This window comes from Aquidulcibacter paucihalophilus (assembly GCA_030285985.1).
GTDB lineage: Bacteria > Pseudomonadota > Alphaproteobacteria > Caulobacterales > Caulobacteraceae > Brevundimonas.
This window is the reverse complement of sequence record CP127384.1, coordinates 1,697,787-1,722,778: the sequence shown is the minus strand read 5'-3', so window position 1 is coordinate 1,722,778 and position 24,992 is coordinate 1,697,787. Positions and strand designations below refer to the sequence as shown.

Below are 24,992 nucleotides of genomic sequence, written 5' to 3'. Positions count from 1 at the left end.
GGCTGATCGACCGGTCAACACCTTAAGTGGTTGGCGGGGTCCGCGACAGTGTCGCGCCATCAATCTCGAAAGAGGGGGAACAACAAGATGCCCAAGCATTCAAGATACCTTCGCCTGTCCGTCGGCGTGTCGGCCTTGGCGCTGATCATCGCCTCGCCAGCCCTGGCCCAGGCGATCGTGAGCCCCGGACTCAATTTCGACCCGGAATTCGTCGCCGCCGCTGACCCGGTTTCCCTGACGGGCGTCACCGACGGTGGGACGCTGGCCTCTACAGCCGCTGTCGCAACGACCGAGCAAGGAGAGATCGCGAAACGTCTGAGCGTTGGCGAAATGGCGACGACGCCGCTGTCGATTCTGGCCCAACCGGTCGTCAGCCCCGGACTGGACGTCGATCCGGTGTACGTCATCAACGCCGGCCAGGTGCTCACACTCGGCGTCACGGACGCCGGGACGCCGGCCGCCACCGCCAGCGTCGCATCGACCGCGAGCGGCACCATCGTGCAACGCTTGAGCGTGGGTGAAGTGGAGACGTCGCCGCTGTCGATTCTGGACCCAAGCGCCGCGCCGGGCGACGTTGACGCCATCATTTCCATCGCAAATGCCGGCTCGGTGTCGATCAGGGCCCTGGCCACGGCCACCAACGACGAAGGGCAGGCGATCGCGAACGCCGATCTTCTGGACGCGGTCACACAGATTGCGACGGCACCAAATGCAACCGTCTCGGCCTCGCTGATCAATACCGGTCTGTTTGATCTCGGCGCGAGCGCAAGCGCGACGGGAACGGACTTCCACGGCGACATCGCCGCGCGGGCCACGGCGAGCGCCGTCGGCGGTCTGCATCAGGAAGCCACCGTCGAAGGCGGCGGCGGCGGGTCCGCCAGCACGTCCATCACCAATAGCGGAACCATCCTGTTCAACGGCACCGCCACGGCCAATTCGGTCGGAGACGCGCTCGCGCGCGCTACGGCCGGCGAAGCCCTGTTCATGCGGGCCCAGGCCAATGGCGGCGGCGACGGCGTCACCAGCACCACCTTCTCCAACAGCGGAACGCTGACGGCTGGCGCGACGGCCCTGGCCTCGTCCAGCGCGGGTGCGGCGACCGCCGAGTCCACACTGGGCGGCGGCGAACATGGCCTGTTCCACCTGCGGACCGCGTCCAATGGTTCGGGGGACGACAGCTCCACCGTGATCTTCACCAACGCCGCTGCCGGCCGCATCACCGGGACGTCCATCGCGACCGCCAACGGCACGACCCTCGCCAACAGCAATGCGGTCGCCAGCAGCCTGCTCGTCACCAAGGTCCAGTCCAACGGTTCGGACGGCGGCATCTCGATCGCCACCGCCACCAACAACGGCCGGATTGATTTCGGCGCCACGAGCGTGGCGAGTTCCCAGGGCGAAGGCTCCCAGTCCGGAGCCATCGCAACCATAGAATCCGCCATTCTGCAGGTGGCCGAGGCTGAAGGCTCTCCCCAGATCGAGGACCGCATCGCAGGCGTGACCCTCACCAACGGCGCCAGCGGCGTGATCAATGTCATCGGGTCCGCCTCGGCGACCGGCGAGCTCGCCAACGCCAGCTCGGATCTGCATCCGGCTGTGCTGCAGCAGGCCACGACCACAGGCGCCGCCAGCGCCACCTTCACCAACGCCGGCTCTTTCCTGGCCAGCAGCAGCGCGTCTGCGACCGGACTTTCGGGAACGGTGGAGGCTGGCGCGATTGGCGTCGAGCAGGAGGTCACCGGCAATACCGCCCTGGCGACGTTCGCCAATACGGGTTCCTTCAGGGTCCAATCGACCGCCGGCATGTTCGGCGAGACCAGCGGCTCAGCATCGGCCGGTTCGATCGGCTACACAGCGTTTGGCGATCCGCTGACGCTGGCGGTGACCAATAGCGGGACCGTGGTTGTCAGTGCTGACGCCCAGGTCGCCGGCCCGGCGACAGCCGGGGCGCTCGGCTTTGGCTTCTACGGCACCTACGATCCGACCGCAGTGGTCGAGGGCGATGAAGGCGGCGGCCATGGCGGCACCGAAGGTCACGGCGGCCCCACTAACGGCGGCCATGGCTCGGATGAAGAAGGTCCGGTCGTCTGGGAAGAGGAGGCCGCCAACAGCCTGTCCGGCGCTGTGACCAACTCCGGCAGCCTGACCGTCACAGCAAGCGCCACGGGCTCAATCCTGATGGACGCCTCCGCGGCCAGCCTGGCCATTCCTGGCTCGCTCGACGAACTGCCCCTGGGCGCCACGGCGGTCGGCATGGACTTTATGTCGGCCGTTAACACCGCCACCCTGACCAACACCGGTTCAATCACCGTGTCGGCGCGTACGAATGTCGGCGCCGCCTCGGCCACGGGCATCCTGGTGCGGGACTTCGACGCTTCCCCCATCGTGCCGCCGCCGGGCGCAGTCTTCACCATCATCAACAATGGCGGCTCCATCACCGCCCGCGAGAGCACAGACGGCGGCCTGACCTGGACACACGGGCTGGCGATCGACACGACCCTCGCCCCGAACGCGGTCGACATCCGCCTCCTCGGCAGCGGCTCCATCTACGGAAACATCGATATCTCGGCCGATGACAGCATCACCATCGCAGGCGGCACGACCATTCTCGACGGTGTGATCAATCCGAACGGGGAGTATGAGGGTTCGCTGACCATCGCCAGCGGCGGCTCGCTGCGCCTTGTGAATCCACGCATCACCAACCCATCCTATGACGGTCCTGCCGGTGGTTACGTAAATACCTTCACCGTCGCGTCGGGTGGCACGCTTGTGCTGGACATGCCGTTGTCGTTCGGCGGCTCCGGGGCACCCTCGGGATTGCTCGGCGCCCTGGCCATCCCGTCGCCCATCCAGGTGATTGCGGCCAATACGGTCACCTTGGCTGGAACGCTGCAGCTCAACCTGTCGACATCAAACGGCCTGTTCGGGAATTTCTACAGCTTCGACAACATCATCGATGCCAACGTGCTCAACGGAACCTTCTCGAGCGTCGTCACCAACACGGGCAGCCCCCTGCTGGTTCCGGTAGCCGTCTATGACAGCGGAGCCAACGTCGACCTGACCATCACGCGTATCGGGTTCGGCGCCGTATCGGGCCTGACGGGCAATCAGGCCGCGGTCGGCGGCGGTATCGAGGCAGTCTACAACCCGGCGCTGACGGGCCCGTTCGCCGGCATGCTCGCAAACCTGTTCCTGCTGGATGCCACGGACTACCCCTTGGCGCTGGACCAGCTCACCGGCGCCCAGACGGCGGGATATCTCCAGTCACTGCGGAACGGCAGCCAGCAACTGAACACCGCCATCGCCGATCAGTCGGACTGCCTGAACAGCCCTGAAGGTATCGATGGCTGCCGCAATCCGGAAGCCGGGTTCCGACTTTGGACGGTTGGCGGCCTCAACAGCGCCAACCTTGATGGCGACGCCAACGCGCCGGGGTCCGATGCCAAGCAACAGTTCGCGATTGTCGGCTTGGACCATGTCATGAACGACACCAGGGTCGGCGGATACGTCGGCTATCGTGACCTGGAGGTCGACTTTGACCGCCAGAATGGCCGGATCGAAGCTGACGGCTGGCTGCTCGGATTGCGGGCGTCATATGATAATGGTGCCTACTATCTGCGTGGCATCGGCAACTTCACGCAGCTGAGCGGTGCCAGCATCCGGTCCATCGGCATCCTGAGCACGGTCGGAACAGCAGCGGGCACGCCGGACACCGACACCCTTTCACTCTACGCCGAAGCCGGTGCCCGCATACCGGTGCAGGGCACATGGCTGACGCCGTTCGTTGCCCTGGACTACTCCGACACCGAGTTGGGCGCATTCACCGAAACCGGCGTGCCCGGAGCCAATCTCGCCTACGCAGACCAGTCGGCGTCCCAGACGTCGTTTCTGGCCGGTGTGAAGTGGACGGGCCGCATGGGGTCGATCATCCCCGAGGCCCGCATCGCCTACCGCAGTGACCTGGGCGACGCGGAGTTCGATGTGATGGCCCGGTTCGCGGATGCTCCAGCGGGCAGCGACTTCACCGTTCAGTCGCCGACCGTTGAGCGCGGCTCGTTCCTGGCGGGTCTCAGTCTGACGGGCGCCTTCTCGGACCGGGTGACCGGGAGGATCGGCTACTCGGGTCGCTTCGGCGACGGCATTGATGACCAGGCTGTCTACGGCAGCGTGACCATCAGGTTCGGCGCCGGCGCTCAATAATCCCGAGCTCCTGAACTCAAAAGCGGAAGGGGCCGGCAGCGATGCCTGCCCCTTTCACCGTATGCCGCATGGACATGGTGCCGGACGTCGTGGCGAGCCATCCTTAGGGTCAAATTTGCGAACCCCGCTTGATAGCAGATCGAGACTTCTGATCAGGACGTTCTGGGCCCATGCGCGTTCACGGCGATATTCGATCGACGACCATATCCTGACGATATATTCCGATGAACAGAATTGGTCTATAACAACAATCACTTGACGAATATCAACTGGGGTGCGGGAGCAATATGTTAGAATTTAATATGCAAATATTGGAATAGGAGAGATGTCGTGAACCAAACCGGAATATTGAATAACAGGACCTCCGGAGGGGCCACCGCCGCAAGACGGTCCTTCGGCGCGTCCATCTGCACCGGAGTGGTCATGGTTCTCGCCAGTTGCGCCACAGTCGACGCCCCCTATCATCCCGTCCAGCCTGGCGTGCATGGTCTGGAGGGCTATTCGGAGAGGCTGCTGGCGGCCGATCGCTACCGAGTCACCTTTGCCGGCGATGCATTTACCTCCCGCGACACGGTTGAAGGCTACCTGCTCTACAGATCGGCCGAACTGACCCTGCAGCAAGGCTACGACTGGTTCCGGGTGATCGAGCGCGAAACGGAACGCGAAATCCGGCGCGATCTCGTTCCGGACCCCTTCTACCGCCCGTGGTACGGACCGGAATACCCCCACTGGCGTCCGTCCTGGCGCTACTATGGCAGCCGAACCGGTTGGCAGTCCTGGTACCCCTGGAGCAGCGACCCCTTCTGGGCATCAAGGGCCGACATGCAAACCGTTGAGCATTTCGAAGCCACCGCAGAAATTGTCATGGGACGCCTGCCCATGCCGCAAGATGAGAGGGGCGTGTTCAACGCCCGCCAGGTGGTCGAACGCCTCGGCCCGACCGTCCGACGTCCGGGCTAGGCGGGTTCAGCGACGCCCGTCGACTTCACGCGATGCCGAATACGATGATTCAAAAGGGGGCGGGCGTTTGACGCCCGCCCCCTGCTTTTGATCGCCTCCCTCAACCCTAAGACTTCAGGGTTCCGACAGCGTCCCGGACTCGCCTGCTCCTCGTCCTCTCGTCCAGGCCTGGATCTTGTCCCAATTCTCATCCAGGACGCCCCGCGCGAAGGCGGTCAGAGAGTATAGGGACTGACGGCGATCATTACCGTCCACATCGATATTGATCAGGCCGTTGTGATGAAGTTTACCAACACAGTTGTAAAATGTACTGCTAGAGGATTTCTGCATCGTCAATAATACGGTCGGTTTACTGTAGCCTAGTTCGTACAATAACAGCAGTATTTCATACTCTGTAGATAGGCATCGCAATTTTAGCCGATTTTCAACGCTGTAGTACGCGGATTCAAGAAGGGTCATCTATCCGCCGATTCTGCGTCGAGAAGGGCGAGCATGTCGAAACCCGTGCCGGCACCTTCGTGGGCTGCGCCGACCCTGTCGGATCCAGCCACAGGCCCGGGCATGTCATTTCGAAACACGTCCCGGCGGGGCCTGACGATTTTTCGACCTTGGCGCCGAGCTGGCGCGCCAGACGGGTCACGAGCGTGAGGCCGAATCCCGGGCCAAGCCTTCCATCGGGAATGCCTTCGCCATCGTCCTGGACGACGAGGCAGGTGCCGTCGTCCGTAGGCGCGAGACGGACCTCGACGGTTCCAGCCCGGCGAGCCAGGCCATGCTCAAGCGAATTGCCGACCAGCTCGGCGGTGATCATGGCCATGGCGGCGGCGAGTCTGGGTGTGGCGCAATAGGGCTGGAGATCGACCCGGATCTCGGCCTCGCGGTCCACGGCGTCCAGCTCGGCGATATCGCGGCAGATGTCGGCGAGCAGATCGTCCAGCCGAACAAAGTCGCCGTCGGTTTCCTGCAGGCGCTGGTGCAGCCGCATCACCGCACTGACACGGCGGCCGGCCTCGCTCAGGACAGTCGCAGCTTCCGGAGGTGCCGACCGGCTTTCGAGGTTCAGGAGACTGGCGACCGACTGAAGGCTGTTGCCGATCTGGTGGTGAACGGCCCGGACGGCGTCCCGACCTTCGTTCGACATCTGAGACATGAGGAATTCCCTGGACCGCAGTCAAGATTAGGTCCGGGACAGCGCCTGTCCTTGACTTATGTCATAGGCTGCTTGAGCCAATCCGGCTTTCCGGAACGTTTGGCGACGCCCATGGGGCTACCCCGGTCAGGGGCGGACGATGAGTTTTTCGATCTGCTCGAACAGACTCTCGTCGAGGAGGGGCTTCTCCACGATAGGCGCGCCTGCGGCAGCCGCCTGCCCCCGAAGTAGCGAGGATGGGCTGCTTGTCATCAGCAAGGCCGGGGCCTGATTTCCGGCGTCGCGAATCTGTTTGAGCAGGCGGATGCCCGGGACATCAGGCAGGTTCTGGTCGATGATGAAACATGCGATGGAACCGTCCAGTGCGACCAGCGCCTCGGCGGCGGTGGCGCAGCTGATCACTTCATAGCCGCGCGTCCCCGCCATGAAGGCGAGAGAGCGCAACACCTCCTTGTCGTCGTCCACGATCAGCAGGACAGGAAGGAAACTATGTGAAGGGGCCATGTGACACAAATCGGAGGCTAAACTAACACAGCGTCGCGACTCTGGAGGCGCTGCGGTATCGCGCATTGATCCAGGACAATTCAGTAGCCGGCCGCCAGCGCGATCCGCATCAGTTCGGAGATGTTTCGAGCGCCGGTCTTCGACATCAGGTTTGCGCGGTAAATCTCGACGGTGCGCGGACTTATGTCGAGTTCGAACGCGATGATCTTGTTGAGTTTTCCCTCGACGACGCCCGTCAGGACCTCACGTTCGCGGGGCGACAGCGAGGCCAACCGCAACTCCGCCGCCTGCCGGGCGGCGTCTGGCCCCGTCTTATCCTTCCGGCGCTCACAGGCCGCATGAAGAGCGGATATCAGAACCTCGTCGTTGAAGGGCTTCTCAATGAAGTCGCTCACGCCGGCCTTCATCGCCTCCACGGCCAGGGAAATGTCTCCATGGCCCGTCATGACGATAACGGGCAGGTCGATGCTGCGCCTTTTCAACTCCCGAACAAGCTCAAGCCCGGTGATGCCCGGCATCCGGACGTCCGTCAGCAGACATCCTTCCTCGACGGGCAGGGCGTCGAGAAAGGCATTGCCCGTTTCATAGAAGCGCGCCTTGATCCCATTGACCTCAAGCAGAAAGGCGAGCGCCTCGCGCAACCTGGCATCGTCATCGATGACATGAAGGCATTCAGTCATTGGCGATCTCCCCATCGGCCCGAGGTAAGGTGAAGTTGAAGATCGTACCACCGCCGGGTCTATCTTCTGCCCATATCCGCCCACCATGAGCCTCGACGATGGTCCGGCAAATAGACAATCCGATCCCCATCCCCTGGGCCTTTGTGGTTACGAAAGGCTGGAACAGACGCTCCCGGACCGAGGGTTCAAGGCCAGGTCCGCTGTCGGCGACGCTGACCTTTATGGTACGTGGGTCATCCAACCGGGCCGCGATCTCGAGCTCCCGGTCGGGTGCATCTGCCATTGCGTCGATTGCGTTGCGTATGAGATTCACGGCGACCTGGTGGATCTGGACCTTGTCCACGACCACCTGGCCGAGGTTCCGGTCCAGCCGGAGATCGATCCGGACGCCCTTGTCCCTGGCGCCCACCAGCGCCAGGGCGCTGGCTTCCTCGATCAGTTTGGCGGGATCCTCGAGCGTGTGCTCGGTCTCGCCCTTGGCGACGAACTCGCGCAGGTGTTTGATGATGTCACCGGCGCGCAGGGCCTGATCACCCGCGCGATCAAGCGCCACCTGAAGCTTGGGCAGATCAGGCTGCTCGGACTCCAGCAGGGTGACGGACCCCTTCATATAGCTGGCGATGGCGGACAAGGGCTGGTTCAGCTCATGGGCCAGCGATGACGCCATCTCCCCCATGGCGGTCAGGCGCGACATATGCATCAGTTCCGACTGCAACTCCTGAATCCGGCGCTCCTGGTCGCGCCGTTCGGTCAGATCGCGGACGAATCCGGTGAAGTGGCGGCCGCCCTGTGCGCGGGCTTCGCCCACCGCCAGCTCCATGGGAAAGGTCGAACCGTCCTTCCGCTCGCCGACCACAACCCGTCCGACGCCGATGATCCGCCGCTCGTCTGTGTTGAGATAGCGGGCCAGATGGCGGCCATGCGCCGACCTGTACGGCTCGGGCATCAGGATGCTGACATTCGATCCGATGGCTTCCTCGGGAGTCCATCCGAAAAGGCGGGCGGCGGCCGCGCTGAACGACTGCATCTTTCCCTCGGCGTCGATCACGATCATGGCTTCGGGTACCGTCTCTAGGATGGAGTGCAGGTGAGCCTGCCGGGTTTCAACCTCCATGCTGTTGCGCCACAGACGTTCGCCGGCGACTGAAATGAAGGTGCCGAGGATTACAAAGGCGGCAGCGTCGACCATATTGGCCGGGCTGAGCCAGAGCTTCTCCTGAAGCGTCGCCGCGCTGATCCCGAGACCGATCATCGTCGCCAGGAGCGCGGGCCCTCGACCGCCCAGCCAGGCCGCTACCAGAACGAACGGGGCATAAATGACGAAAAAGGTGCGATCGTCGAACTGCAGGCTCAGGCCGAGCCTCACGAAGACTGCGACCAGGGTTCCGACGCCCACGGCGATATAGCCCCTGCGGCGCGACATCGGTTCCAGAACGGAAGATCGCAGATACACCGGCACCTCTCGGCTCGACCGCGGGTAGCGATCACGAGACAAGCTTAGCATAGCAGCCCGAGCCGAAGCTACTTTAGGTGGCAGCCATGCCCGAGAGGCAACCTGGACTCCGGATCCGATATTTGCGCGCGCCCGAAAACTCGATCACGCCAGCGGCCTGCAGACGACTCAGCATGCGAGAGATGGTCTCGATCGTCAGGCCCAGATAGTCGGCCATATCCTGCCGGCTCATCGGCAGTATGACGAATTCACCTGTGTATCGGTTGGCAATGTCCATCAGGAACCGGGCCACCTTCTCACAGGCTGTCGCCCGACCCAGCAGGAGCAAATGGGATTGGGTCCGCTGCAATTCGCTGATCGTAGCCGCCCACATCACGCGCTCAACATGGCCTTTTTCATAGGCCGCCGAACCGGATCGACGAAGCGCCAGAACCTCGCAGTTAGTCAGCGCCTCGGCCGAGAATCGATGCGAAGCGCCGACATCAACGCCGATCATGTCGCCCTCATAGTAGAAATCACCCACTTGGCGACGGCCATCCGACTGTAGGTGGATGGTCCGCACCGAGCCGCGGATCACGCGATAGACCAGATCCGCATCCTCATCCTGCGCGTAGATTTCCTCGCCCGGACGAAAGGTCAGGCGCACGGCACCAGCCCAGTCCCCGGCGAAGGTTGCCGGGCCGGCAGGAACAATGGACGTAAGCTGAGTCATGGCCAAACCCCATCAGTGGACGGAGCGAAACATAGGCCGGGCCGCCGGCCCCGATCATTCAGGTTCGGTCCCTAAGGACGTGCCACTAAGTACGGATACGGATGCAATGGAGGGTGCTGTCAGTCATTCAACAATCCGTCTCCAATGCGAAAGCCTCCACCCGCAGCGAACATCTGGTAATTTCCCCTGTTAGCAGGACGCCTCGACCGGATTTTTGAGCAGTAGATGCTGTCAGTCTAACACTAACTTGTCTCCACTTAGGGCGGCCTATTCCGCTGATGGGGATGATTTTTCGTGACGCCGATTTCGTTCAAGCGCCACCAGTTTCCGGCGGACGTGATCCGTCATGCCGCGTGACTATACTTGCGGTTCAGGCTGGGTTTCCGTGACGTCTGAGGACTCCCGCCTGCCGATCCGACAACGAGAACGCCAGCAGCGGCCGTTCAAACCCCACTTGCGATGGCCGGCTTACCGGAAGGCCGTGCCCGGCCGCACGCCCAGCTTCCGGAACAGCATGGCGGCCGGGCAGAACCGGGTGATCGAAGCCTGCAGCAGGTTGAGGCCGACGAACACCGTCAGCCACATCCAGGCCGGATGAACCCAAAGGGTCAGCGCCACGCTGACCAGCACCATAAAGCCGGCGAACATCATGACGGCGCGATCGAGGCTCATGCCCTGGGCTCCTTTGCGGGGGTGGACCGGGTGGTCGGGCGCAGCTTGTGGGCGCCGATCAGATCGAGGGCCAGCTTCTCGTAGAGCGGCTCGGCCTGGCCCTTTCGGACCTTGTGCAGGAAGTAGCCCTCGAAGGCGACCTTGGCGGCGTGCACCCAGCGGCCGCTAGCGGACCAGTTGATGTTGCGGGGCGGGATCTGCGGCTGGGCCATGAAGGCGACGCCGCCGTCGCCGAAATCGGCCAGGCAGATGGCGTTCCAGCTGGCCTCGAACGTCGGCTCCCGACCGTCGAGAATTTGCTTCAGATTGGCCGAGATGGCCGAGACCATGCTCTCGATCATGAAGCCAGTCTTGGGCACGCCGACGGGCACCGGCGTGGGGCCGGTCGGCGGAATGGCGATGCCGACGCCGAGGGCGAAGATGTCCGGCCAGGTCGGATTGCGCTGGTGCTTGTCGACGAGGATGAAGCCGCGCGGATTGGTGAGTCCCTCGATCCCACGCACGGCCTCGATCCCGCGGAAGGCCGGCAGCATCATGGAGTAGGCGAAGGGCAGGTCATGGTTTGCCTTGACCGCGCCGTCCTCGCCGATCTCCTCGACGTGCATCAGGCAGGCCTCGACACTCTTCACCCGGGCGTTGGTGACCCATTTGATGTGGCGCTGGCGCATTTCGCTTTCCAGCAGCCCCTTGGTGTCGCCGACCCCGTCGAGGCCGAGGTGGCCGATGTAGGGTTCCGAGGTGACAAAGGTCATCGGCACCTTGTCGCGCACCTTCCGGCGGCGCAGCTCGGTATCGAGGATCATGGCGAACTCATAGGCGGGACCGAAGCAGGAGGCACCCTGGACCGCCCCGACCACAATCGGGCCGGGGTTCCTGACAAATTCGTCGAAGGCCTCGGCCGCCTTCACGGCATGGTCGACATGGCAAATCGAGACGGTATGTCCGTCGGGGCCGAGGCCCGGGATTTCGTCGAAGGCCAGGTCAGGCCCGGTAGCGATGACCAGGTAGTCGTAGTGAAGCGACCGGCCATCGGCTAGGTCGACGTCCTTTTCAGCGGGGCGGATGCCGGTGGCTGCGACGTTGATGAACTCCACGCCCTTGCGCTTCATCACCTCCGGCAGGCTGACCTCAATGGCTTCGCGCTTGCGCCAGCTCACCGCCACCCAGGGGTTGGAGGGCGTGAAATGAAAGATGTCGCCTTTCGACACCATGACGATCCGCGCGCGGTCGCCGAGGACGTGGCGCAGCTCATAGGCGGCGATGGTGCCGCCGAGGCCTGCGCCCAGAATGACGATGGTGGGCCGATCCATGCGCGATCTCCTTGAGCCGTCGTGAAGATCTGATCCTGCGCCGCCGGGGCGACCGCGCCTTGATCGGGATCAAGGCTGGAGGCCGGCACCGGGAGCACAGTTCCAAGGCTTGCAATCATATTAGCATGAACTAATATTAGAGCAGTCTTACATAAGGTTTCTCTGATGAAGACGCCCAAGGCCCTGTTCGCCGCTTTCGCTTCCGCCACCCTGTTGGTCGGTGGACTGTCGGCCTGCGGCGGCGAGCCCGAGGTCGCGCCGACCGCGCCCGCGCGGGGAGAACGTCTGACGGTCGCTGAACAGACGATCGATGCGGTCAAGCCGGCCTCGGCCGTGGTCGCCTCCCGCGATCTCGGCGAGGCCCGGGCGCGCATCCCCGGCACGCTCGTGCGGCTGAATGTGCGCGAGGGCGACATGGTCCGTCAGGGGCAGGTCATCGGTGTCGTCGTCGATGCCCGCGTGGGGTTGGAGACCGCCGCCCTCGGGGCCCAGGTGGCGGTGGCCGAGGCCGAGGCGGTGCGGGCGAGGGGGGACCTGTCGCGCGTGCAGAGCCTTTTTGATCGCGGCTTCTACGCCCAAGCCAGGCTCGATCAGGCCCAGGCCGCGTCCCAGGCCGCCGACGCCCAGGTCCGTGCCGCGCGGGCCCAGCGTTCGGCCAGCGCCGAAACCGGCGCCCAGGGAAGTATCCTCGCGCCCACCTCAGGGCGGGTCCTGACCGCCGATGTGCCTTCCGGCTCGGTGGTCAGCGCCGGTCAGTCGGTCGCGACCATCACCGCGGGCCCCCTCGTCCTGCGCCTCGAACTGCCGGAGGCCCAGGGTCGGAACCTGCGGGTCGGCCAGACTGTCGTGGCCTCCCCCGGGGATTTGCCCGGTGCCGGCGTCGGGACCATCACCCAAGTCTATCCCGCGTCCATCGCCGGGCGGACCACGGCGGACATCTCCGTCGCCGGCCTGACCAGCGAGCGGGTGGGCCAGCGCGTGACCGTGCAGGTTCCCGTGGGCCAGCGGCGCGCGCTGGTCGTGCCGCGCCGCTTCGTCTCCACCCGCTACGGCATCGATTTCGTCCGGACCGTCGACCGCGCCGGTCGCGTCAGCGAGGCACCGGTCCAGCTGGCGGGTCCTGTCGGCACGGATCGTGTCGAGGTCTTGTCGGGGCTCGCCGTCGGCGATGTCGTCCTGGCTCCGGAGCGCGCCCGATGAACCTCGGCCTGTCCGGACGGCTGACGAAAGCTACGCTCAATTCGCCCCTGACTCCCCTGATGCTGCTGGCGGCGATCGCCGTGGGCCTGATGGCCGTGCTGTCGATCCCCCGCGAGGAAGAGCCACAGATCAGCGTGCCTATGGTTGACATCATGGTCGCCGCGCCCGGCATGAGCGCCTCCGACGCCACAGAACTGGCGGCCAAGCCTCTGGAGGCCATTGTCCGCAGCATCGACGGGGTGGAGTACGTCTACACCCAGGTGCAGGACGACCAGGTCATGGTCACGGCCCGGTTCCTGGTCGGCTCGGACCCCGACGATGCGGCGGTTCGAGTGCACGAGAAGGTACGCGCCAACTACGATTCCATTCCCGTCGGGGTGTCGGAGCCGCAGATCGTCACCCGGGGCATCAATGACGTCCCCGCCATGGTCCTGACCCTGACGCCGCGCGCCGACGCGGCCGGGCGCTGGAGCGACCAGGCCCTGTACGATGTCGCCGCCCGCCTGCGCACCGAGATCAGCAAGGTCGAGGACGTCGGCCTGACCTTCATCGTCGGCGGCCGCCCGTCCGAGATTCGGGTTGAGCCCGATCCCGCCCGCATGGCCGCGCGCGGCGTGGCCCTGTCTGCCGAGCTGGAAGGCGTCGCCCATGCCAACCGCAGCTTCCCGGCCGGTACCTTCCGCGACCAGGGCCAGGCCGTGGCCCTGCGCTCGGGCGAGCGGCTGGCCGCGCCGGACGACGCCGCCCTGCTGACCGTCCGCTCGATGGCCGGCGAGCCCGTCTATCTGCGCGACGTGGCGACCATCGTTCAGGCCCCGCGGGAGGATCAGGCCCGCGCCGCCCACTACGCCCGCGTCGGCGACGGCTGGAGCCGCACGCCGGCCGTCAGCCTGGCGGTAGCCAAGCGCCAGGGAGCCAATGCCGTGCTCGTCTCCCACGGGGTGATGCAGCGCGTCGAGGCTCTGGAGGGGACGCTGATCCCCGATGGACTCGAGGTCGTCGTGACCCGCGACTACGGCGAGACCGCCAATGAAAAGGCCAATGAGCTGCTCATGCACCTCGGCCTCGCCACGGTCTCCATCGTCATCCTGATCGGTTTCGCCATCGGCTGGCGCGAGGCCGGGGTGACGGCGGTGGTGATCCCCACGACCATCCTGCTCACCCTCTTCGCCTCCAACCTGATGGGCTACACCATCAACCGTGTCAGCCTGTTCGCGCTGATTTTCTCGATCGGCATCCTCGTCGACGACGCCATCGTGATGATCGAGAATATCGCCCGCCACTGGGCCATGAACGACGACCGCAGCCGCGCCCAGGCCACCGTCGAGGCGGTGGCCGAGGTCGGCAACCCGACCGTGGTCGCCACCCTGACCGTGGTCGCCGCCTTGCTGCCCATGCTGTTCGTTTCGGGCCTGATGGGGCCCTATATGGCGCCGATCCCGATCAACGCTTCCGCCGCCATGATCTTCTCGTTCTTCGTGGCCGTGGTCATCGCGCCGTGGCTGATGATCCGGTTCGCGCGAAAGACCCTTGTCGCTGGCCGCGGTCACGAGCACGGCGAGGGAAAGCTGGGCCGCCTCTATCGCAAGGTCGCTACGCCAGTCGTCCGCTCGCGCCGGAGCGCCTGGATCTTCCTGATCGTCGTCGGCCTCGCCACCCTGCTGTCGATGTCGATGTTCGCCTTCCGGGCCGTGCCGGTGAAACTGCTCCCGTTCGACAACAAGTCCGAGCTCCAGGTCGTGCTGGACATGCCCGAGGGAACCAGTCTCGAGGTCACCGAGCGCACCCTGGCCGGGGCTGCGGCCGTGGCCGGAACGCTGCGCGAGGTGGAGTCACTGGAAAGCTACGCCGGGACCGCGGCGCCGTTCAATTTCAACGGTCTGGTGCGCCACTACTTCCTGCGCGCGGGCGCGGAACAGGGCGATCTGACGGTCATGCTCGCCCCCAAGGGTGAGCGCAGGCGCAGCAGTCACGCCATCGCCCTCGACCTGCGCCGCCGCCTGGCCGATCTGCCGCTGCCGGCGGGGTCGTCGATCAAGGTGGTCGAGGCCCCCCCGGGACCACCCGTGCTGGCGACCCTGCTGGCCGAGGTCTACGGCCCCGATCCCGCCACCCGTCGCGCGGTGGCCGCCGAGCTGGAGACCCTGTTCCGGGCCGAATCCTCGGTCGTCGACGTGGACAACAGCTACGGCGTCCGCCGCCCGGTCCTGCGCTTGATCCCGGACCGCGAAAAGATCGAGCGGTTTGGCCTTTCCGAGCGCGAGGTGCACGACTCCATCGCCGCCGTCATGGGTGGCCAGATTCTCGGCTATGCCGCGCGCGATGATGAGCGGACTCCGCTGGAGATCGCCGTACGCCTGCCCCAGTCGGCCCGGACCTGGAGCGAACAGATGGCTGTCATGCCTGTGGCCGTGACAACGCTCGACGGCGGCCGGCGGCTGGTCGAACTGGGCGAGATCGTCGAGGTCCGTCATGAACTGGCCAGCTGGCCCGTCTACCGCCGCGACGGCCGCGCCGCTGAAATGGTCACCGCCGAACTGGCCGGCCAGTTCGAGGCCCCGATCTACGGCATTCTCGCCATCGACGCGGCCATCAAGGCCCACGACTGGAAAGGGCTGCCGCGCCCCGAGGTCCGGCTCAACGGTCAGCCGACGGACGAGACCGTCCCCACCGTCCTGTGGGACGGCGAATGGGAGATCACCTGGGTGACCTTCCGCGACATGGGTGCCGCGTTCGGCGTGGCCCTTCTGGGGATCTATGTTCTGGTCGTCGCCCAGTTCAAGGACTTCCGTATACCGCTGGTGATCCTGACGCCCATCCCTCTCACCCTGATCGGCATCGTCATCGGCCATATGCTGTTCGGCGCGCCCTTCACCGCCACCTCGATGATCGGCTTCATTGCCCTGGCGGGGATCATCGTCCGGAATTCGATCCTGCTGGTCGACTTCATCCGCCACGCCCGAACGCCCGGACGGCCCCTTCGTGAGGTCCTGCTGGAGGCCGGTGCCATCCGCTTCAAGCCGATCCTGCTGACGGCGCTGGCGGCCATGATCGGGGCGGCGGTGATCCTGTTCGACCCGATCTTCCAGGGGCTGGCGCTCTCCCTGCTGTTCGGCCTGATTTCCTCGACGATTCTCACGGTGCTGGTGATCCCGGCCATCTATATCGCATTGAAGGACGACGGCCGCCCCCTGGCCGTGCCCGGACCTGCGGAAGAGACGCCATGAGCGATGCCCTCCCCACGCCGGACGCCGCCGCCCTGGCCGAACTCGAGGCCAGCGCGGCTCCGGCCGCCCGGCTCCTGCGGCTGTTCGCCAACGAACAGAGGTTGATGCTGATGTGCCGGCTCAGCGAGGGCGGGTGCGCGGTCGGAGATTTGGCCGCCTATGCGGGCCTGTCGCAGTCGGCCTGTTCACAGCATCTCGCCCGCCTGCGTGACGCCGGTGTCATTGCCCCGCGGCGTGACGCCCAGACGATCTACTACGGCATCTCCGATCCGGCGGCGGCCCGCATTATCGCCCTGCTCTGCGACATCTACCGCGACAAGCCCGAGGACCGGACATCATGAGCTATTTCCATGCCCGCCTGATTTCTGGCGACTTCGAGACCATCGTGGAGCGCACCCGCGCAGCGCTTCAGAAGCACGGCTTCGGAGTCCTCACAGAGATCGATATCCATGCCACGCTGAAGGCGAAGATCGGAGAGGACTTCCGCCCCTACCGGATCCTTGGTGCCTGCAACCCGGTCATGGCGCATGAGGCCCTGAAGATGGAGCCCCATGTCGGAGTCATGCTGCCCTGCAATGTGGTCGTCCAGCAGACCGAAGGCGGCGTCGAGGTTTTCGCCGTTGATCCCGCGGCTTCGATGAGCGCGATCGACAATGCCGAATTGCTGGGCCACGCGCGAAGGGTGGGTGAGCATCTTCGAGCGGCCGTTGACGAGGTCTGAGTTCTGCCAGCGCGCGCGGAATTCGAAGTGATGGTGGCGTTTCGGGAATTGACCCGACAAACGGCTGCAACGAGAGGGTTGCTGCAGCGCTCCTGCAGCGGGTTTGCAGGTATGGCGCAGGTCAATATTTCCGCGTTTCCCACGTTAACGCGCGCAACTTGGGAAACGCCCTCACTGCGCCACGAGGCGACGGGGGAGGCCCGCCAAGGCTGGACCCTCGTTTTGCAGTTGGTCATTCCACTGCTCATGATCTTGCTGGCAGGTTTGGCGTCACGACTGACCCAGTAGAGGACGTCCGCTAACCACCTTCAGCCGACCGGCGGCTCCCGACCCATTGCGGACATTCGGTCGCGCGGCCGTCGATCAGCGCAGGTCAATACGCACGCACTCAAACTCGACCATATCTCCGGACGAAATACCTGCGGGGAGATGATCGGTCTGCAGAGCCAAGTTGCCCACCGCCAATAGCCCCGCGCGCGCATCAACAACCTGAGCGACGCCTCGGTGAGCGAAGCCTTCGCCGCTCGTGCTTTCCAGCCGAGGTTCCGTTTCCCACGTGAACATCAGCCCGCTCTCATCAAAAAACTGGAGTGGCTCAACCACCTCCGACCCTGATTGAAGGTCGCAGGGCCAACAAAAAGCTCTGCAGGTGTGGATTCCGTCGGTCACCGTCACGACCGCAGATTCATCGCCCGGACTGAACGGCACAACCGAAACGACAAGCATCCCGTCAGTCCTCCCAAGCGCACAGTGCACCCCAAAGGAGTAGCAGGCCGAATGTCGGCTTCCCCCCCGAAAGAGACCCTTGGTGGGTCCGCTTTCTGACGGACCCACCGCGGCCTACAGATCGATCTGCTCGGAAATCTCCAGAGCGTCGTCGACCTCGATGCCGAGGTATCTGACTGTGCTTTCCAGCTTGCCGTGACCTAGGAGCAGCTGGCAGGCGCGGAGGTTTCCGGTCTTCTTGTAAATCAGCGCCACTTTGGTTCGTCGCAGACTGTGCGTGCCGTACCCACTCGGGTTGAGGTCGATCATGCGAACCTAGCGATCGACGAGGCGCGCGTACTGGCGCGTTCCGATATGTCGGCCGGCGTGGCTGCGGCTTGGGAACAGCCACTCGTCCGGCCGCCGACCCCGGAGGTCGAGCCATTGCGTCAGCGCTTCCCTCGCTGGCTCTGTGATCTCAAACGGTACGGGTCGACCGGTCTTCTGCTGGACGATTGTGGAGCGCTGACGAATGACGCCGCCGTGGGCGATATCGGCGAGCCGCAGCTTGACGAGGTCGCAGCCCCTGAGTTTTGCGTCCAGAGCGGTGTTGAACATCGCCAGGTCCCGGACCGACCCGAGCGACTTCAAATGCTGGCGGATCGCCCAAATATGCTTCGGCTTGAGGGGAGCTTTCGCTCCAGTCATGCGGCCAGCGTTCCAAGGTTTGCGGGGCATTCGGAATAGATCGGGCTGGCCCATGGCCACCTCCCACGAAAGAGGCCCCGCTATCCACTCTACATCTCCCGAGACCGGAATGCGCCAATAGAGGTTCGGCCGGACCACCCACGGCAGATGCCTGAGAGCGGACGTTCCCAACCGCCGCTATGAGTCAATTACGGACGATCATGCCCGCTCCCAGCGGTCCAGAGGCACTCTTGTCGTTTGAGGCCTAGCCGAAGACATCAGCGGCAACTTGCTGTACATCAAAGGAACAAATTGTGCGCTTAATCGACGTGACGGTTGTCGTCGACGCGCTGTGTTGCCGAGCGGTGGCGCGAATGCCCTGGCCGCTGAGCAGCGAGGCCTTAATCGCCTTGACACGGTCGTCCGACATCGGTCTGCGACCGCTCTTTCGGTTGGTCCTGCGAAGCCCAGCCAAGATTCGCTCACGGATGATGGCTCGCTCGAACTCGGCGAAGACGCTAAGCATCTGGAACATCATGCGGCCGCTGGGGGTCGAAGTGTCGACCCCCTGCTGGTGCAGATACAAGTCCACATTCTTGGACTGAATGTCGTTCAGGAAGGTCACAAGGTCAGGCAAGCTCCGGCCGAGGCGGTCCACGCTCCACGTCAAGATCTGATCGAAGTCGCGCCGAGCCACGCCCTTCAACAGCGCATCGAACGCAGGGCGCTTGTCCCGGCCCTTCGAACCCGAGATGCCCTCGTCGGTGAAGGTGGCGACGATTTCCCAGTCTTGGCGCGCAGCCACGGCCAAGAGATCGCGGAGTTGGTTCTCGACGGTCTGGTTCTTGTCGGCCGTCGAGACACGAGCATAGATTGCCACCCGCTTGGTCAGAGCGTTCTCCTATTGGCTGTTGGAAGAACGCCAGACTCTCACAGTTCGGCAGGGCGTCAACGAGAACTGGCATGGAGAGGTGATGATGGCTGGCCGGTCCCGCGCACCCACGGTTCGCTACGACGAGTTCGTCTTCTGGGTGCGCCGTCCTTCGGCCACCTACACGTTCAGCCTCCAGCATGATCGGCGGATCGAAGATCCCTACGACGAGCACCAGTCGCTTAGCTTCCTGGTCGAATGCATATCGCCGGATCTCTTCAAGGGTCGGGAGGCCGAGGCCATGTTCTTCGCGCGTGACAGCCTGGCGGCGGGCAGTGACGCGCGTTGTCGGAAGCCACCCGAGCCCGTCTTGGCCGTGGGCAGCATCCAGGCCACCAAGAGCAGGTTCGAGGTCGGCGGCTTCTTGCCGCCCGAGGTGTGTTGGCAGGTGGGCACGGCTATGGCGGCCGGGACCATCACGTCGATGGGCGCGAACGCGCGCTGGATCACTCCGGGCCACGCCTACCTGAACTCGATCTCGTTCAGAGGACCGGAGTTCGATCCCATCGCCTACCTCGGCTGAGGCGCGATTAACCTGTCCCTGCAAACGGATGAAGTCGAGAACGAGAAAAACGGGGGTAAGGCGGTCCCGCCACGACTGGGTTTGCGGGGCGCGTTTTCGGGGGGTTTGGAAGAACACCCCTTTAGACTTGCCGCGGGTCGGCTGGCGACGAAGGCGGCGACGACGGCACCGGCGACAGTGCCGGCGGACGATTAGGCTGCCCGACATGGTGCCGAAGCCGGGTCGTCGAATGGTGCCAGATCATCTCAAGGCGTTCGCTTGCACCGGACGGCATGCCGTCCGGTTCGCGCGCCCACCTGCCTCGACGCCCCGGCGGACGGCCTGCGGTCCTCGCTGCGCTGCGGTCCTCGCCCTGCCGAGACATCGCCGCGTTCTCAGAAACAGCGTGGCGGCCAAGACGTAGTTGAGGTCGTCGCTCCGACCAAACGAACCCCAAATTCTTGCGACGTAATCCCCTTATAGAGAGGGATTTCGTGACCGAAATTTCAACATCACACGTCTCCAAATCCGAGGTCAGCAAACAACCGACTCACAGCCAAGGGCTGGTGAACACGTTCCTGCCGCTGGAAGGGTTCGAGGGTAATTTCGATGTGGTCGCAACTGGTGGCAGAGACCCGGCGGACCGGGGAAGCCGCTTAGCCTACACAGAATGTCAGTCGTCTTGAGACGTTGGATCGCGCGTTTCTGCAAACGGGCACTCGCAGAACAGATAACTGTAGGACTTATTGCTTGACGCGCAATTCCGCGTTCTCAAAAAACCTGTTGACGGTCGGATTCCGTGAGTTCATACGCTGCCCTACCTCAGCCCACACAAGACGGTGGGACGTTGAAATCGTAAATACTCTACAACCCGTTCTCAAGGCTGCGCTTGAGCCGTGCCTGTTCGTATGGCCGGGCAGACCGCTTCGCGAGGTCACCTTGCAGCACCCACGCCCCGGATCATGTCTCATGATGTCAGTGTCGCGCAGCCGCCCCTGGGCCGCTCTGGTCGCGGTGCCGGGATCGTCCGTCTTCACCATCCGTGGCTACCGGAACGACCAGACTCCCGGCACCTTCCATAAGTGGAAGCGAGACCTGTTGGACCAGATTGATGACCGGCTCACCGACAACCTGCCGAGCGAGCGGGCACTTGTGGCCGTCGATAATTCACACAGCAACGTCCTCATCCTGATCCCCGATCACTTGGACGCGGTGATGTTCAAGCTCGCCTGGGCCGAGGTGATCGCATCCCTGGACGCTAATCAAGTATCCCATCTAATCATATAAAACATTTAGGTCCTGACATAGCCGGGATGATATAAATACTACTGAGGCCAAGTTGTGGTTAGAACCTGACGCGGACTCGGATGGTTCAGTGTCTGGCAAGGAAGTTATCGCGACCAACTGCGTCTACTAAAACGCATGAATCTTCTGAGAATGCCCGTCAGCACCACCATCCCTTGGCGGGTATTTTTCATCAAGGGGCATCATGCAGCCAGAACACAAGATCATCGACTACCTCGGTGCCTTAGCGGGGGCTGGGAAGACCTATCGGCTAAGCCGTTACGCCCATAAAGGCGCCATGCAGGGTGCCAAGATCGTCATCGCCCAGCCATCCAAACTCCTGATCGACAACACTGTCGCGGATGAGTTCGGCACCCTGCCCGAGATTCCCCTGCGGCCCATCCATGGCGGAAACTGCGATTCACCCGTCGCGTCGATCATCGCGCATTCGGAGCATGCGGGGGATCGCGGCGAGGTACTCCTGGTGACCCAGCAGGCGTTGCTCCGCCTGCCGTATTTCGAGCGCAAGCAGGACTGGACTCTCATCGTCGATGAAATCCCGCACGTAGATGCGTTCGACGAATTCGCCCTCCCTGAGACGGCTAGATGCCTCTTCCCCTTGGTCACGGCCGACTGCGTGGACGATGGGCGCTACGCGCTGATTAGGCCCGTAGACGAGGCGGCCAGGATGACGCTGGCGGCGATGGCGGAGAACAAGCACGGCGATGACATCTGGAGGGTCTTCCAATCCTTCTGTCAGCGCGTGATCTCGCCCCATTGGGACACTTGGGTGCTCGACACACAGTTCCAAGAGATGCGGGCCGGCGCCCGTGATCGCCAACGCCTCCAGGCGTTCTCACTGCTGCGCCCGTCGATCTTCGAAGGATTCGGGAAGGTCATCATGGCGGGCGCGTGCTTCGAGGAGTCGCTCCTGTACCGGCTGTGGAAGGACCAAGGCGTCGATTTCCAGCCGATGAAGAACCTCCCACTTCGATACCAAACCCACGATGGCGGGGGCTTAATTACCATCAACTACGTGAGCGACGAGCCGTGGTCGAAGCGCTTCCGCAGCCGTGCCGTCGATGAGAACGGCGGCGATGGAACTGTGCTCGATCACGTACGCCGCTGTGTCGAGCAAGTCGTGGGTGACGAGGCATTCCTCTGGCTGGGCAACAACGATCTCGATGACGATTTCTTCCCCGCTTCCCGCGCGACGCGACTGCCCAACTCGACCCACGGGCTGAACCAGTTTCAGCACGTCCACACGACCGTAGTTCTCTCGGCCCTTAATCCCCGAAGCTGCCAGTTCGCCTTCTTGGAAGAACGGGGCATCGACGGCACGGCGGTCAGGACCAACCACTACTGGTCAGCCGTCTATCAGGCGGTGATGCGGTCATCGATCCGGGACCCCAGCTGCCGTGAGCCAAAGCGCGTCATCGTTATGGATTCCGACACCGCCCATTGGTTGGCCGCAAAGTTCCCTGGTGCCACGGTCGCACCGCTGACGGGCACCCCGCTCGCGACCAGAAAAGGCAAGCCGGGCCGACCCAAGCTCCATGACAATCAGGTGGAACGGCAGAAGGCCAGTCGCCGCAAACGCGGAATCGACCTCCTGATCCAACAAGGGGTGCTCAACGGCAACGACGTGCTGGCGGCGGACTACCCTGATCTTGCGGCTGAAGTCCGCAGCCTGGCAGGTGGGGGCAGTACCGTGTCTCAATCTGGTGGGACTGCATTTGCCTCGATCTACGAATCCGAACCGTTGGCCCACATCGATTACACGGATGCGGATTCCTTCATCCAGGGCCTCCGCGCCATTCATCAGACACGGCTCGATAGGAAGGAAGAGGCGGGTCTAATTAGCCCCGCCCATTTTGATCCCGAGATGGACGAAAGAACGTCCCGTGGACTTAAAAATGTCCGTCACTTGAGGGGAATCTGGTTAGACAACGACGGCGGCGATCTCACTCCCGAGGAGTTCGCCCTACTGATGCCGCGCCAGAGGGTCGTGGTCTGGAACACCTTCTCGTCTACGCCAGATCGCCCCCGGTGGAGAGCCTTCATTCCGACCACTGAGGCGATGTCGAAGGAGGCCTATGGACTGGTTTTGGGGGAAATACTCTATCGGTTAAACAGGGCTGGCTACTGGACCCCGGATGAACTGGCGGCGCGGCCGAGGGTAATGAAAAGGCTTACTCACGGCTTCGATCTTTCAAAACTCACTGCGTCCAGCCTCTTCTATCTCCCGTCTCAGGCCGCCCATCCCAAAGGTTCGTTTTTCTGCGACTTCACTGGAGATGAGCGTAGCCCGCTTGAGCCCGCGAACTGGATTAAATGGGCGGTTGAGCACGGCATCGGAGAAGCTCCTGATCGTCCAGTCGCTGATCCCAATGAAAGCAGTGCGTTGAGTTGCGGCGGTGGCTCCGACAAGCTGCGTGTTGTACGACCGGCGAGTGCGAATGCTGGGGTAAGCGAGTCCAAGAGGGCCGCGGCCATCAACGGTTGGCGGTCGGCCGGCCAAGGCATCGGCGCCGGTAACCGAGCATTCTACAGCCTAGCGGTCGCTCTCAAACGAGCAGGCCTAAACGGCCGGGCCTTAGTGGACACTCTCTACGATGAGGCAGTGTACGCCGAAAATGCGAGCGAGCGGCGGAGAGACATAACACGAATCGTCCGTCGATTGAGTTGACGCTCACTGGCGCTGATGGATCTCGGTGTTCGCAGGCCGTCCGAGGACGCGCTGTGTGCGTCGTCATGCGGCCCCCAACATCCCAAGAACTACGCCGACCGAGCCTAATTTGAGCGCCGCTTGGTCGTGATTACGACCATCCAGATTCGACGTCTGGCCTTTGTGGTGCTCCAATTTCGTAGATGCCGCTGCCCTATCGCTCAGTGGTTAGTCGGGCGGATGTTCGGACCGTACAGCCCTACGTCCTCAGGGGCTACCGGGAGATCAGGACTACACTAACCAGCGAGCCGCTAAGCCGGGTCTCGCGTCTCCCCGACGAGCGGCAGGCCTAGAACACGAAGGTCGGTATATTTTGGCCCTTGCAGGCCTCCCCCTCCAACCGCGTGTCGCCACGCCCAACGGAGAGCACAGCCCGAGCTGGGGCTGCTCCCTCACATAATTTCCATCCACATCGCCAGCGCTACGCGGCAAGGAGACCACAATGTCCAGCTACGACACTAGTCGCGAGCCTATGCTCATGCGCGAGTTTCTCGCACTCGCCGAATCTCAAGGCTGGAGCCGCGCCGCTCGGGACCCCGAACAGCCCCGCGATGAGATGAACCTGGTCGACGGAGCCGGGCGAATGATTGTTGCATACCCACAGCCAACGCGCTTTGGCGAACACACCGGCTTCAAGGGCGGCTGCTACGGCTTAGTGCAGGTTTGGAACTGCGGATCGCCCGAGCAGGCAGCTTTAGAAGGGCATGACCAAGGCGATGACCTCGATGAGGCCGACACCACTGCGGCACTCGCGAGGGCGCTCGCCTACTATGGCCAGAAACCAGCCGTCGCGGACTATTTGCAGGCTTGTCCGCCCCCCGACCATAGCGGTCCTACGGCCGCTTGTACCCCTGATGGAGAGTAAGATGGAGAATGTTGAAGAACGGACCGACAAAGCTTGGACCGCACTGGAAGACCAAGCGTGGGATGGAACTATTGCACTCGTCAGTGCTCTTCTCTCGAACTCCGCTACGCAGTTGAGCGGCGAAGACCTGAATAGTCGGATCCGGGATATTTTCGGGACCTTGCTGAGTCTACGTCAGTCGCCCGCTAATCTGCCGCCCGAGGGGCAGCCGGTTCGATCACTGACGTGGCTCGATATCCAAAATTCGATTGGCGCGGACACACTCATAAGCTTTGAGAATGGTCGACACTACAAGAATCTAAAACGCCATCTTGACGCGCATGGGATGACCCCAGAACAGTATCGAGAGAAATGGAATTTGCCGCCGGATTATCCCACCCTGCACCCTTCATACAGCGCGAAACGGTCCCAGATAGCTAAGCAAAATGGGTTTGGACGTCGACCAAGAGTGTCCAAGGGAAGGCGCGCTGCTGCTCGAAAAGATCTCGACTAGGTGAAGTG

Annotated in this window: 22 protein-coding genes; 11 read left to right on the top strand and 11 right to left on the bottom strand. The window is 63.4% G+C overall.

Annotated features, from left to right (window positions below; translation table 11 throughout):
* Nucleotides 1–135 precede the first annotated feature (135 nt).
* Together KB221_08320 and KB221_08315 are read left to right on the top strand one after the other, a co-directional pair.
* The gene (locus KB221_08320) at nucleotides 136–4,200 is read left to right on the top strand and encodes an autotransporter outer membrane beta-barrel domain-containing protein (protein ID WIY68114.1); all 4,065 of its coding nucleotides are present in this window, start codon (nucleotides 136–138) and stop codon (nucleotides 4,198–4,200) included.
* 423 nt (nucleotides 4,201–4,623) lie between these two features.
* Nucleotides 4,624–5,160: a hypothetical protein gene (locus KB221_08315; GenBank protein ID WIY68113.1), complete on the top strand. Its 537-nt coding sequence runs from the start codon at nucleotides 4,624–4,626 to the stop codon at nucleotides 5,158–5,160.
* A gap of 445 nt (nucleotides 5,161–5,605) precedes the next feature.
* Here the strand turns inward: KB221_08315 and KB221_08310 are convergent, their stop codons facing one another.
* The 7 genes from KB221_08310 to KB221_08280 all read right to left on the bottom strand — a co-directional run bounded on the left by KB221_08310 (nucleotide 5,606) and on the right by KB221_08280 (nucleotide 11,641).
* A complete protein-coding gene (locus KB221_08310) occupies nucleotides 5,606–6,310 on the bottom strand; it encodes a sensor histidine kinase (GenBank protein WIY68112.1) in 705 nt (234 codons plus the stop codon).
* A gap of 126 nt (nucleotides 6,311–6,436) precedes the next feature.
* Nucleotides 6,437–6,775 (bottom strand): response regulator, encoded by a 339-nt coding sequence (locus tag KB221_08305; GenBank protein ID WIY68111.1) that lies wholly within the window; start codon nucleotides 6,773–6,775, stop codon nucleotides 6,437–6,439.
* A gap of 119 nt (nucleotides 6,776–6,894) precedes the next feature.
* Nucleotides 6,895–7,494 carry a response regulator FixJ gene (gene fixJ / locus KB221_08300; GenBank protein WIY68110.1) on the bottom strand — a complete coding sequence of 200 codons (600 nt, stop codon included), beginning with the start codon at nucleotides 7,492–7,494 and terminating at the stop codon, nucleotides 6,895–6,897.
* Entirely contained in the window at nucleotides 7,487–8,917 is a 1,431-nt protein-coding gene (locus KB221_08295) for a PAS domain S-box protein (GenBank protein WIY68109.1), read from the bottom strand. Before KB221_08295 ends, fixJ begins: the two co-directional genes overlap by 8 nt.
* Nucleotides 8,918–9,020: 103 nt before the next feature.
* Entirely contained in the window at nucleotides 9,021–9,659 is a 639-nt protein-coding gene (locus KB221_08290) for a helix-turn-helix domain-containing protein (GenBank protein ID WIY68108.1), read from the bottom strand.
* Nucleotides 9,660–10,127: 468 nt separating this feature from the next.
* On the bottom strand, nucleotides 10,128–10,331 hold the full coding sequence (locus KB221_08285) for a DUF2892 domain-containing protein (GenBank protein WIY68107.1): 204 nt from the start codon (nucleotides 10,329–10,331) through the stop codon (nucleotides 10,128–10,130).
* Nucleotides 10,328–11,641, bottom strand: coding sequence for an FAD-dependent oxidoreductase (locus KB221_08280; GenBank protein WIY68106.1), 1,314 nt, complete (start codon nucleotides 11,639–11,641; stop codon nucleotides 10,328–10,330). The genes KB221_08285 and KB221_08280 overlap by 4 nt, the downstream gene beginning before the upstream one ends.
* A 165-nt stretch (nucleotides 11,642–11,806) precedes the next feature.
* Here KB221_08280 and KB221_08275 point away from each other — a divergent pair, with 165 nt between their 5' ends.
* From KB221_08275 to KB221_08260, 4 genes are read left to right on the top strand one after another with little or no spacing between them, the layout of a single operon-like run.
* A complete protein-coding gene (locus tag KB221_08275; GenBank protein ID WIY68105.1) occupies nucleotides 11,807–12,841 on the top strand; it encodes an efflux RND transporter periplasmic adaptor subunit in 1,035 nt (344 codons plus the stop codon).
* A complete protein-coding gene (locus KB221_08270) occupies nucleotides 12,838–16,068 on the top strand; it encodes an efflux RND transporter permease subunit (protein WIY68104.1) in 3,231 nt (1,076 codons plus the stop codon). The genes KB221_08275 and KB221_08270 overlap by 4 nt, the downstream gene beginning before the upstream one ends.
* Nucleotides 16,065–16,409 carry a metalloregulator ArsR/SmtB family transcription factor gene (locus KB221_08265; protein ID WIY68103.1) on the top strand — a complete coding sequence of 115 codons (345 nt, stop codon included), beginning with the start codon at nucleotides 16,065–16,067 and terminating at the stop codon, nucleotides 16,407–16,409. The genes KB221_08270 and KB221_08265 overlap by 4 nt, the downstream gene beginning before the upstream one ends.
* Complete coding sequence (locus KB221_08260; GenBank protein ID WIY68102.1) at nucleotides 16,406–16,789, top strand: DUF302 domain-containing protein; 384 nt, start codon at nucleotides 16,406–16,408, stop codon at nucleotides 16,787–16,789. Before KB221_08265 ends, KB221_08260 begins: the two co-directional genes overlap by 4 nt.
* Before the next feature lie 363 nt (nucleotides 16,790–17,152).
* Here the strand turns inward: KB221_08260 and KB221_08255 are convergent, their stop codons facing one another.
* From KB221_08255 to KB221_08240, 4 genes are all read right to left on the bottom strand, one after another.
* Complete coding sequence (locus tag KB221_08255; protein WIY68101.1) at nucleotides 17,153–17,515, bottom strand: hypothetical protein; 363 nt, start codon at nucleotides 17,513–17,515, stop codon at nucleotides 17,153–17,155.
* 114 nt (nucleotides 17,516–17,629) lie between these two features.
* Nucleotides 17,630–17,824, bottom strand: coding sequence for an integrase (locus KB221_08250; GenBank protein ID WIY68100.1), 195 nt, complete (start codon nucleotides 17,822–17,824; stop codon nucleotides 17,630–17,632).
* 6 nt (nucleotides 17,825–17,830) lie between these two features.
* Entirely contained in the window at nucleotides 17,831–18,256 is a 426-nt protein-coding gene (locus KB221_08245; GenBank protein WIY68099.1) for a tyrosine-type recombinase/integrase, read from the bottom strand.
* A gap of 190 nt (nucleotides 18,257–18,446) precedes the next feature.
* On the bottom strand, nucleotides 18,447–19,061 hold the full coding sequence (locus KB221_08240) for a recombinase family protein (protein WIY68098.1): 615 nt from the start codon (nucleotides 19,059–19,061) through the stop codon (nucleotides 18,447–18,449).
* A 4-nt stretch (nucleotides 19,062–19,065) separates the two neighbouring features.
* On the opposite strand from KB221_08240, the gene KB221_08235 reads away from it, so the two are divergent.
* The 5 genes from KB221_08235 (at nucleotide 19,066) to KB221_08215 (ending at nucleotide 24,984) form a co-directional block, all read left to right on the top strand.
* Nucleotides 19,066–19,635: a hypothetical protein gene (locus tag KB221_08235; protein WIY68097.1), complete on the top strand. Its 570-nt coding sequence runs from the start codon at nucleotides 19,066–19,068 to the stop codon at nucleotides 19,633–19,635.
* Between the two features lie 948 nt (nucleotides 19,636–20,583).
* Nucleotides 20,584–20,901, top strand: a complete 318-nt coding sequence (locus KB221_08230) for a hypothetical protein (GenBank protein WIY68096.1) — start codon at nucleotides 20,584–20,586, stop codon at nucleotides 20,899–20,901.
* 202 nt (nucleotides 20,902–21,103) lie between these two features.
* A complete protein-coding gene (locus KB221_08225) occupies nucleotides 21,104–23,587 on the top strand; it encodes a hypothetical protein (GenBank protein ID WIY68095.1) in 2,484 nt (827 codons plus the stop codon).
* Nucleotides 23,588–24,068: 481 nt separating this feature from the next.
* Nucleotides 24,069–24,491: a hypothetical protein gene (locus tag KB221_08220; protein ID WIY68094.1), complete on the top strand. Its 423-nt coding sequence runs from the start codon at nucleotides 24,069–24,071 to the stop codon at nucleotides 24,489–24,491.
* A 1-nt stretch (nucleotide 24,492) separates the two neighbouring features.
* Nucleotides 24,493–24,984 carry a MucR family transcriptional regulator gene (locus tag KB221_08215; protein ID WIY68093.1) on the top strand — a complete coding sequence of 164 codons (492 nt, stop codon included), beginning with the start codon at nucleotides 24,493–24,495 and terminating at the stop codon, nucleotides 24,982–24,984.
* Nucleotides 24,985–24,992: the final 8 nt, after the last annotated feature.

Bases quoted from the DNA above. Each gene is read 5' to 3' on its own strand.
- KB221_08315 (WIY68113.1), top strand. From the start codon at position 4,624: ATGGTTCTCGCCAGTTGCGCCACAGTCGACGCCCCCTATCATCCCGTC.
- KB221_08310 (WIY68112.1), bottom strand. From the start codon at position 6,310: ATGTCTCAGATGTCGAACGAAGGTCGGGACGCCGTCCGGGCCGTTCAC.
- fixJ (WIY68110.1), bottom strand. From the start codon at position 7,494: ATGACTGAATGCCTTCATGTCATCGATGACGATGCCAGGTTGCGCGAG.
- KB221_08295 (WIY68109.1), bottom strand. From the start codon at position 8,917: ATGTCGCGCCGCAGGGGCTATATCGCCGTGGGCGTCGGAACCCTGGTC.
- KB221_08290 (WIY68108.1), bottom strand. From the start codon at position 9,659: ATGACTCAGCTTACGTCCATTGTTCCTGCCGGCCCGGCAACCTTCGCC.
- KB221_08285 (WIY68107.1), bottom strand. From the start codon at position 10,331: ATGAGCCTCGATCGCGCCGTCATGATGTTCGCCGGCTTTATGGTGCTG.
- KB221_08280 (WIY68106.1), bottom strand. From the start codon at position 11,641: ATGGATCGGCCCACCATCGTCATTCTGGGCGCAGGCCTCGGCGGCACC.
- KB221_08275 (WIY68105.1), top strand. From the start codon at position 11,807: ATGAAGACGCCCAAGGCCCTGTTCGCCGCTTTCGCTTCCGCCACCCTG.
- KB221_08270 (WIY68104.1), top strand. From the start codon at position 12,838: ATGAACCTCGGCCTGTCCGGACGGCTGACGAAAGCTACGCTCAATTCG.
- KB221_08265 (WIY68103.1), top strand. From the start codon at position 16,065: ATGAGCGATGCCCTCCCCACGCCGGACGCCGCCGCCCTGGCCGAACTC.
- KB221_08260 (WIY68102.1), top strand. From the start codon at position 16,406: ATGAGCTATTTCCATGCCCGCCTGATTTCTGGCGACTTCGAGACCATC.
- KB221_08255 (WIY68101.1), bottom strand. From the start codon at position 17,515: ATGCTTGTCGTTTCGGTTGTGCCGTTCAGTCCGGGCGATGAATCTGCG.
- KB221_08250 (WIY68100.1), bottom strand. From the start codon at position 17,824: ATGATCGACCTCAACCCGAGTGGGTACGGCACGCACAGTCTGCGACGA.
- KB221_08245 (WIY68099.1), bottom strand. From the start codon at position 18,256: ATGGGCCAGCCCGATCTATTCCGAATGCCCCGCAAACCTTGGAACGCT.
- KB221_08230 (WIY68096.1), top strand. From the start codon at position 20,584: ATGATGTCAGTGTCGCGCAGCCGCCCCTGGGCCGCTCTGGTCGCGGTG.
- KB221_08225 (WIY68095.1), top strand. From the start codon at position 21,104: ATGCAGCCAGAACACAAGATCATCGACTACCTCGGTGCCTTAGCGGGG.
- KB221_08220 (WIY68094.1), top strand. From the start codon at position 24,069: ATGTCCAGCTACGACACTAGTCGCGAGCCTATGCTCATGCGCGAGTTT.
- KB221_08215 (WIY68093.1), top strand. From the start codon at position 24,493: ATGGAGAATGTTGAAGAACGGACCGACAAAGCTTGGACCGCACTGGAA.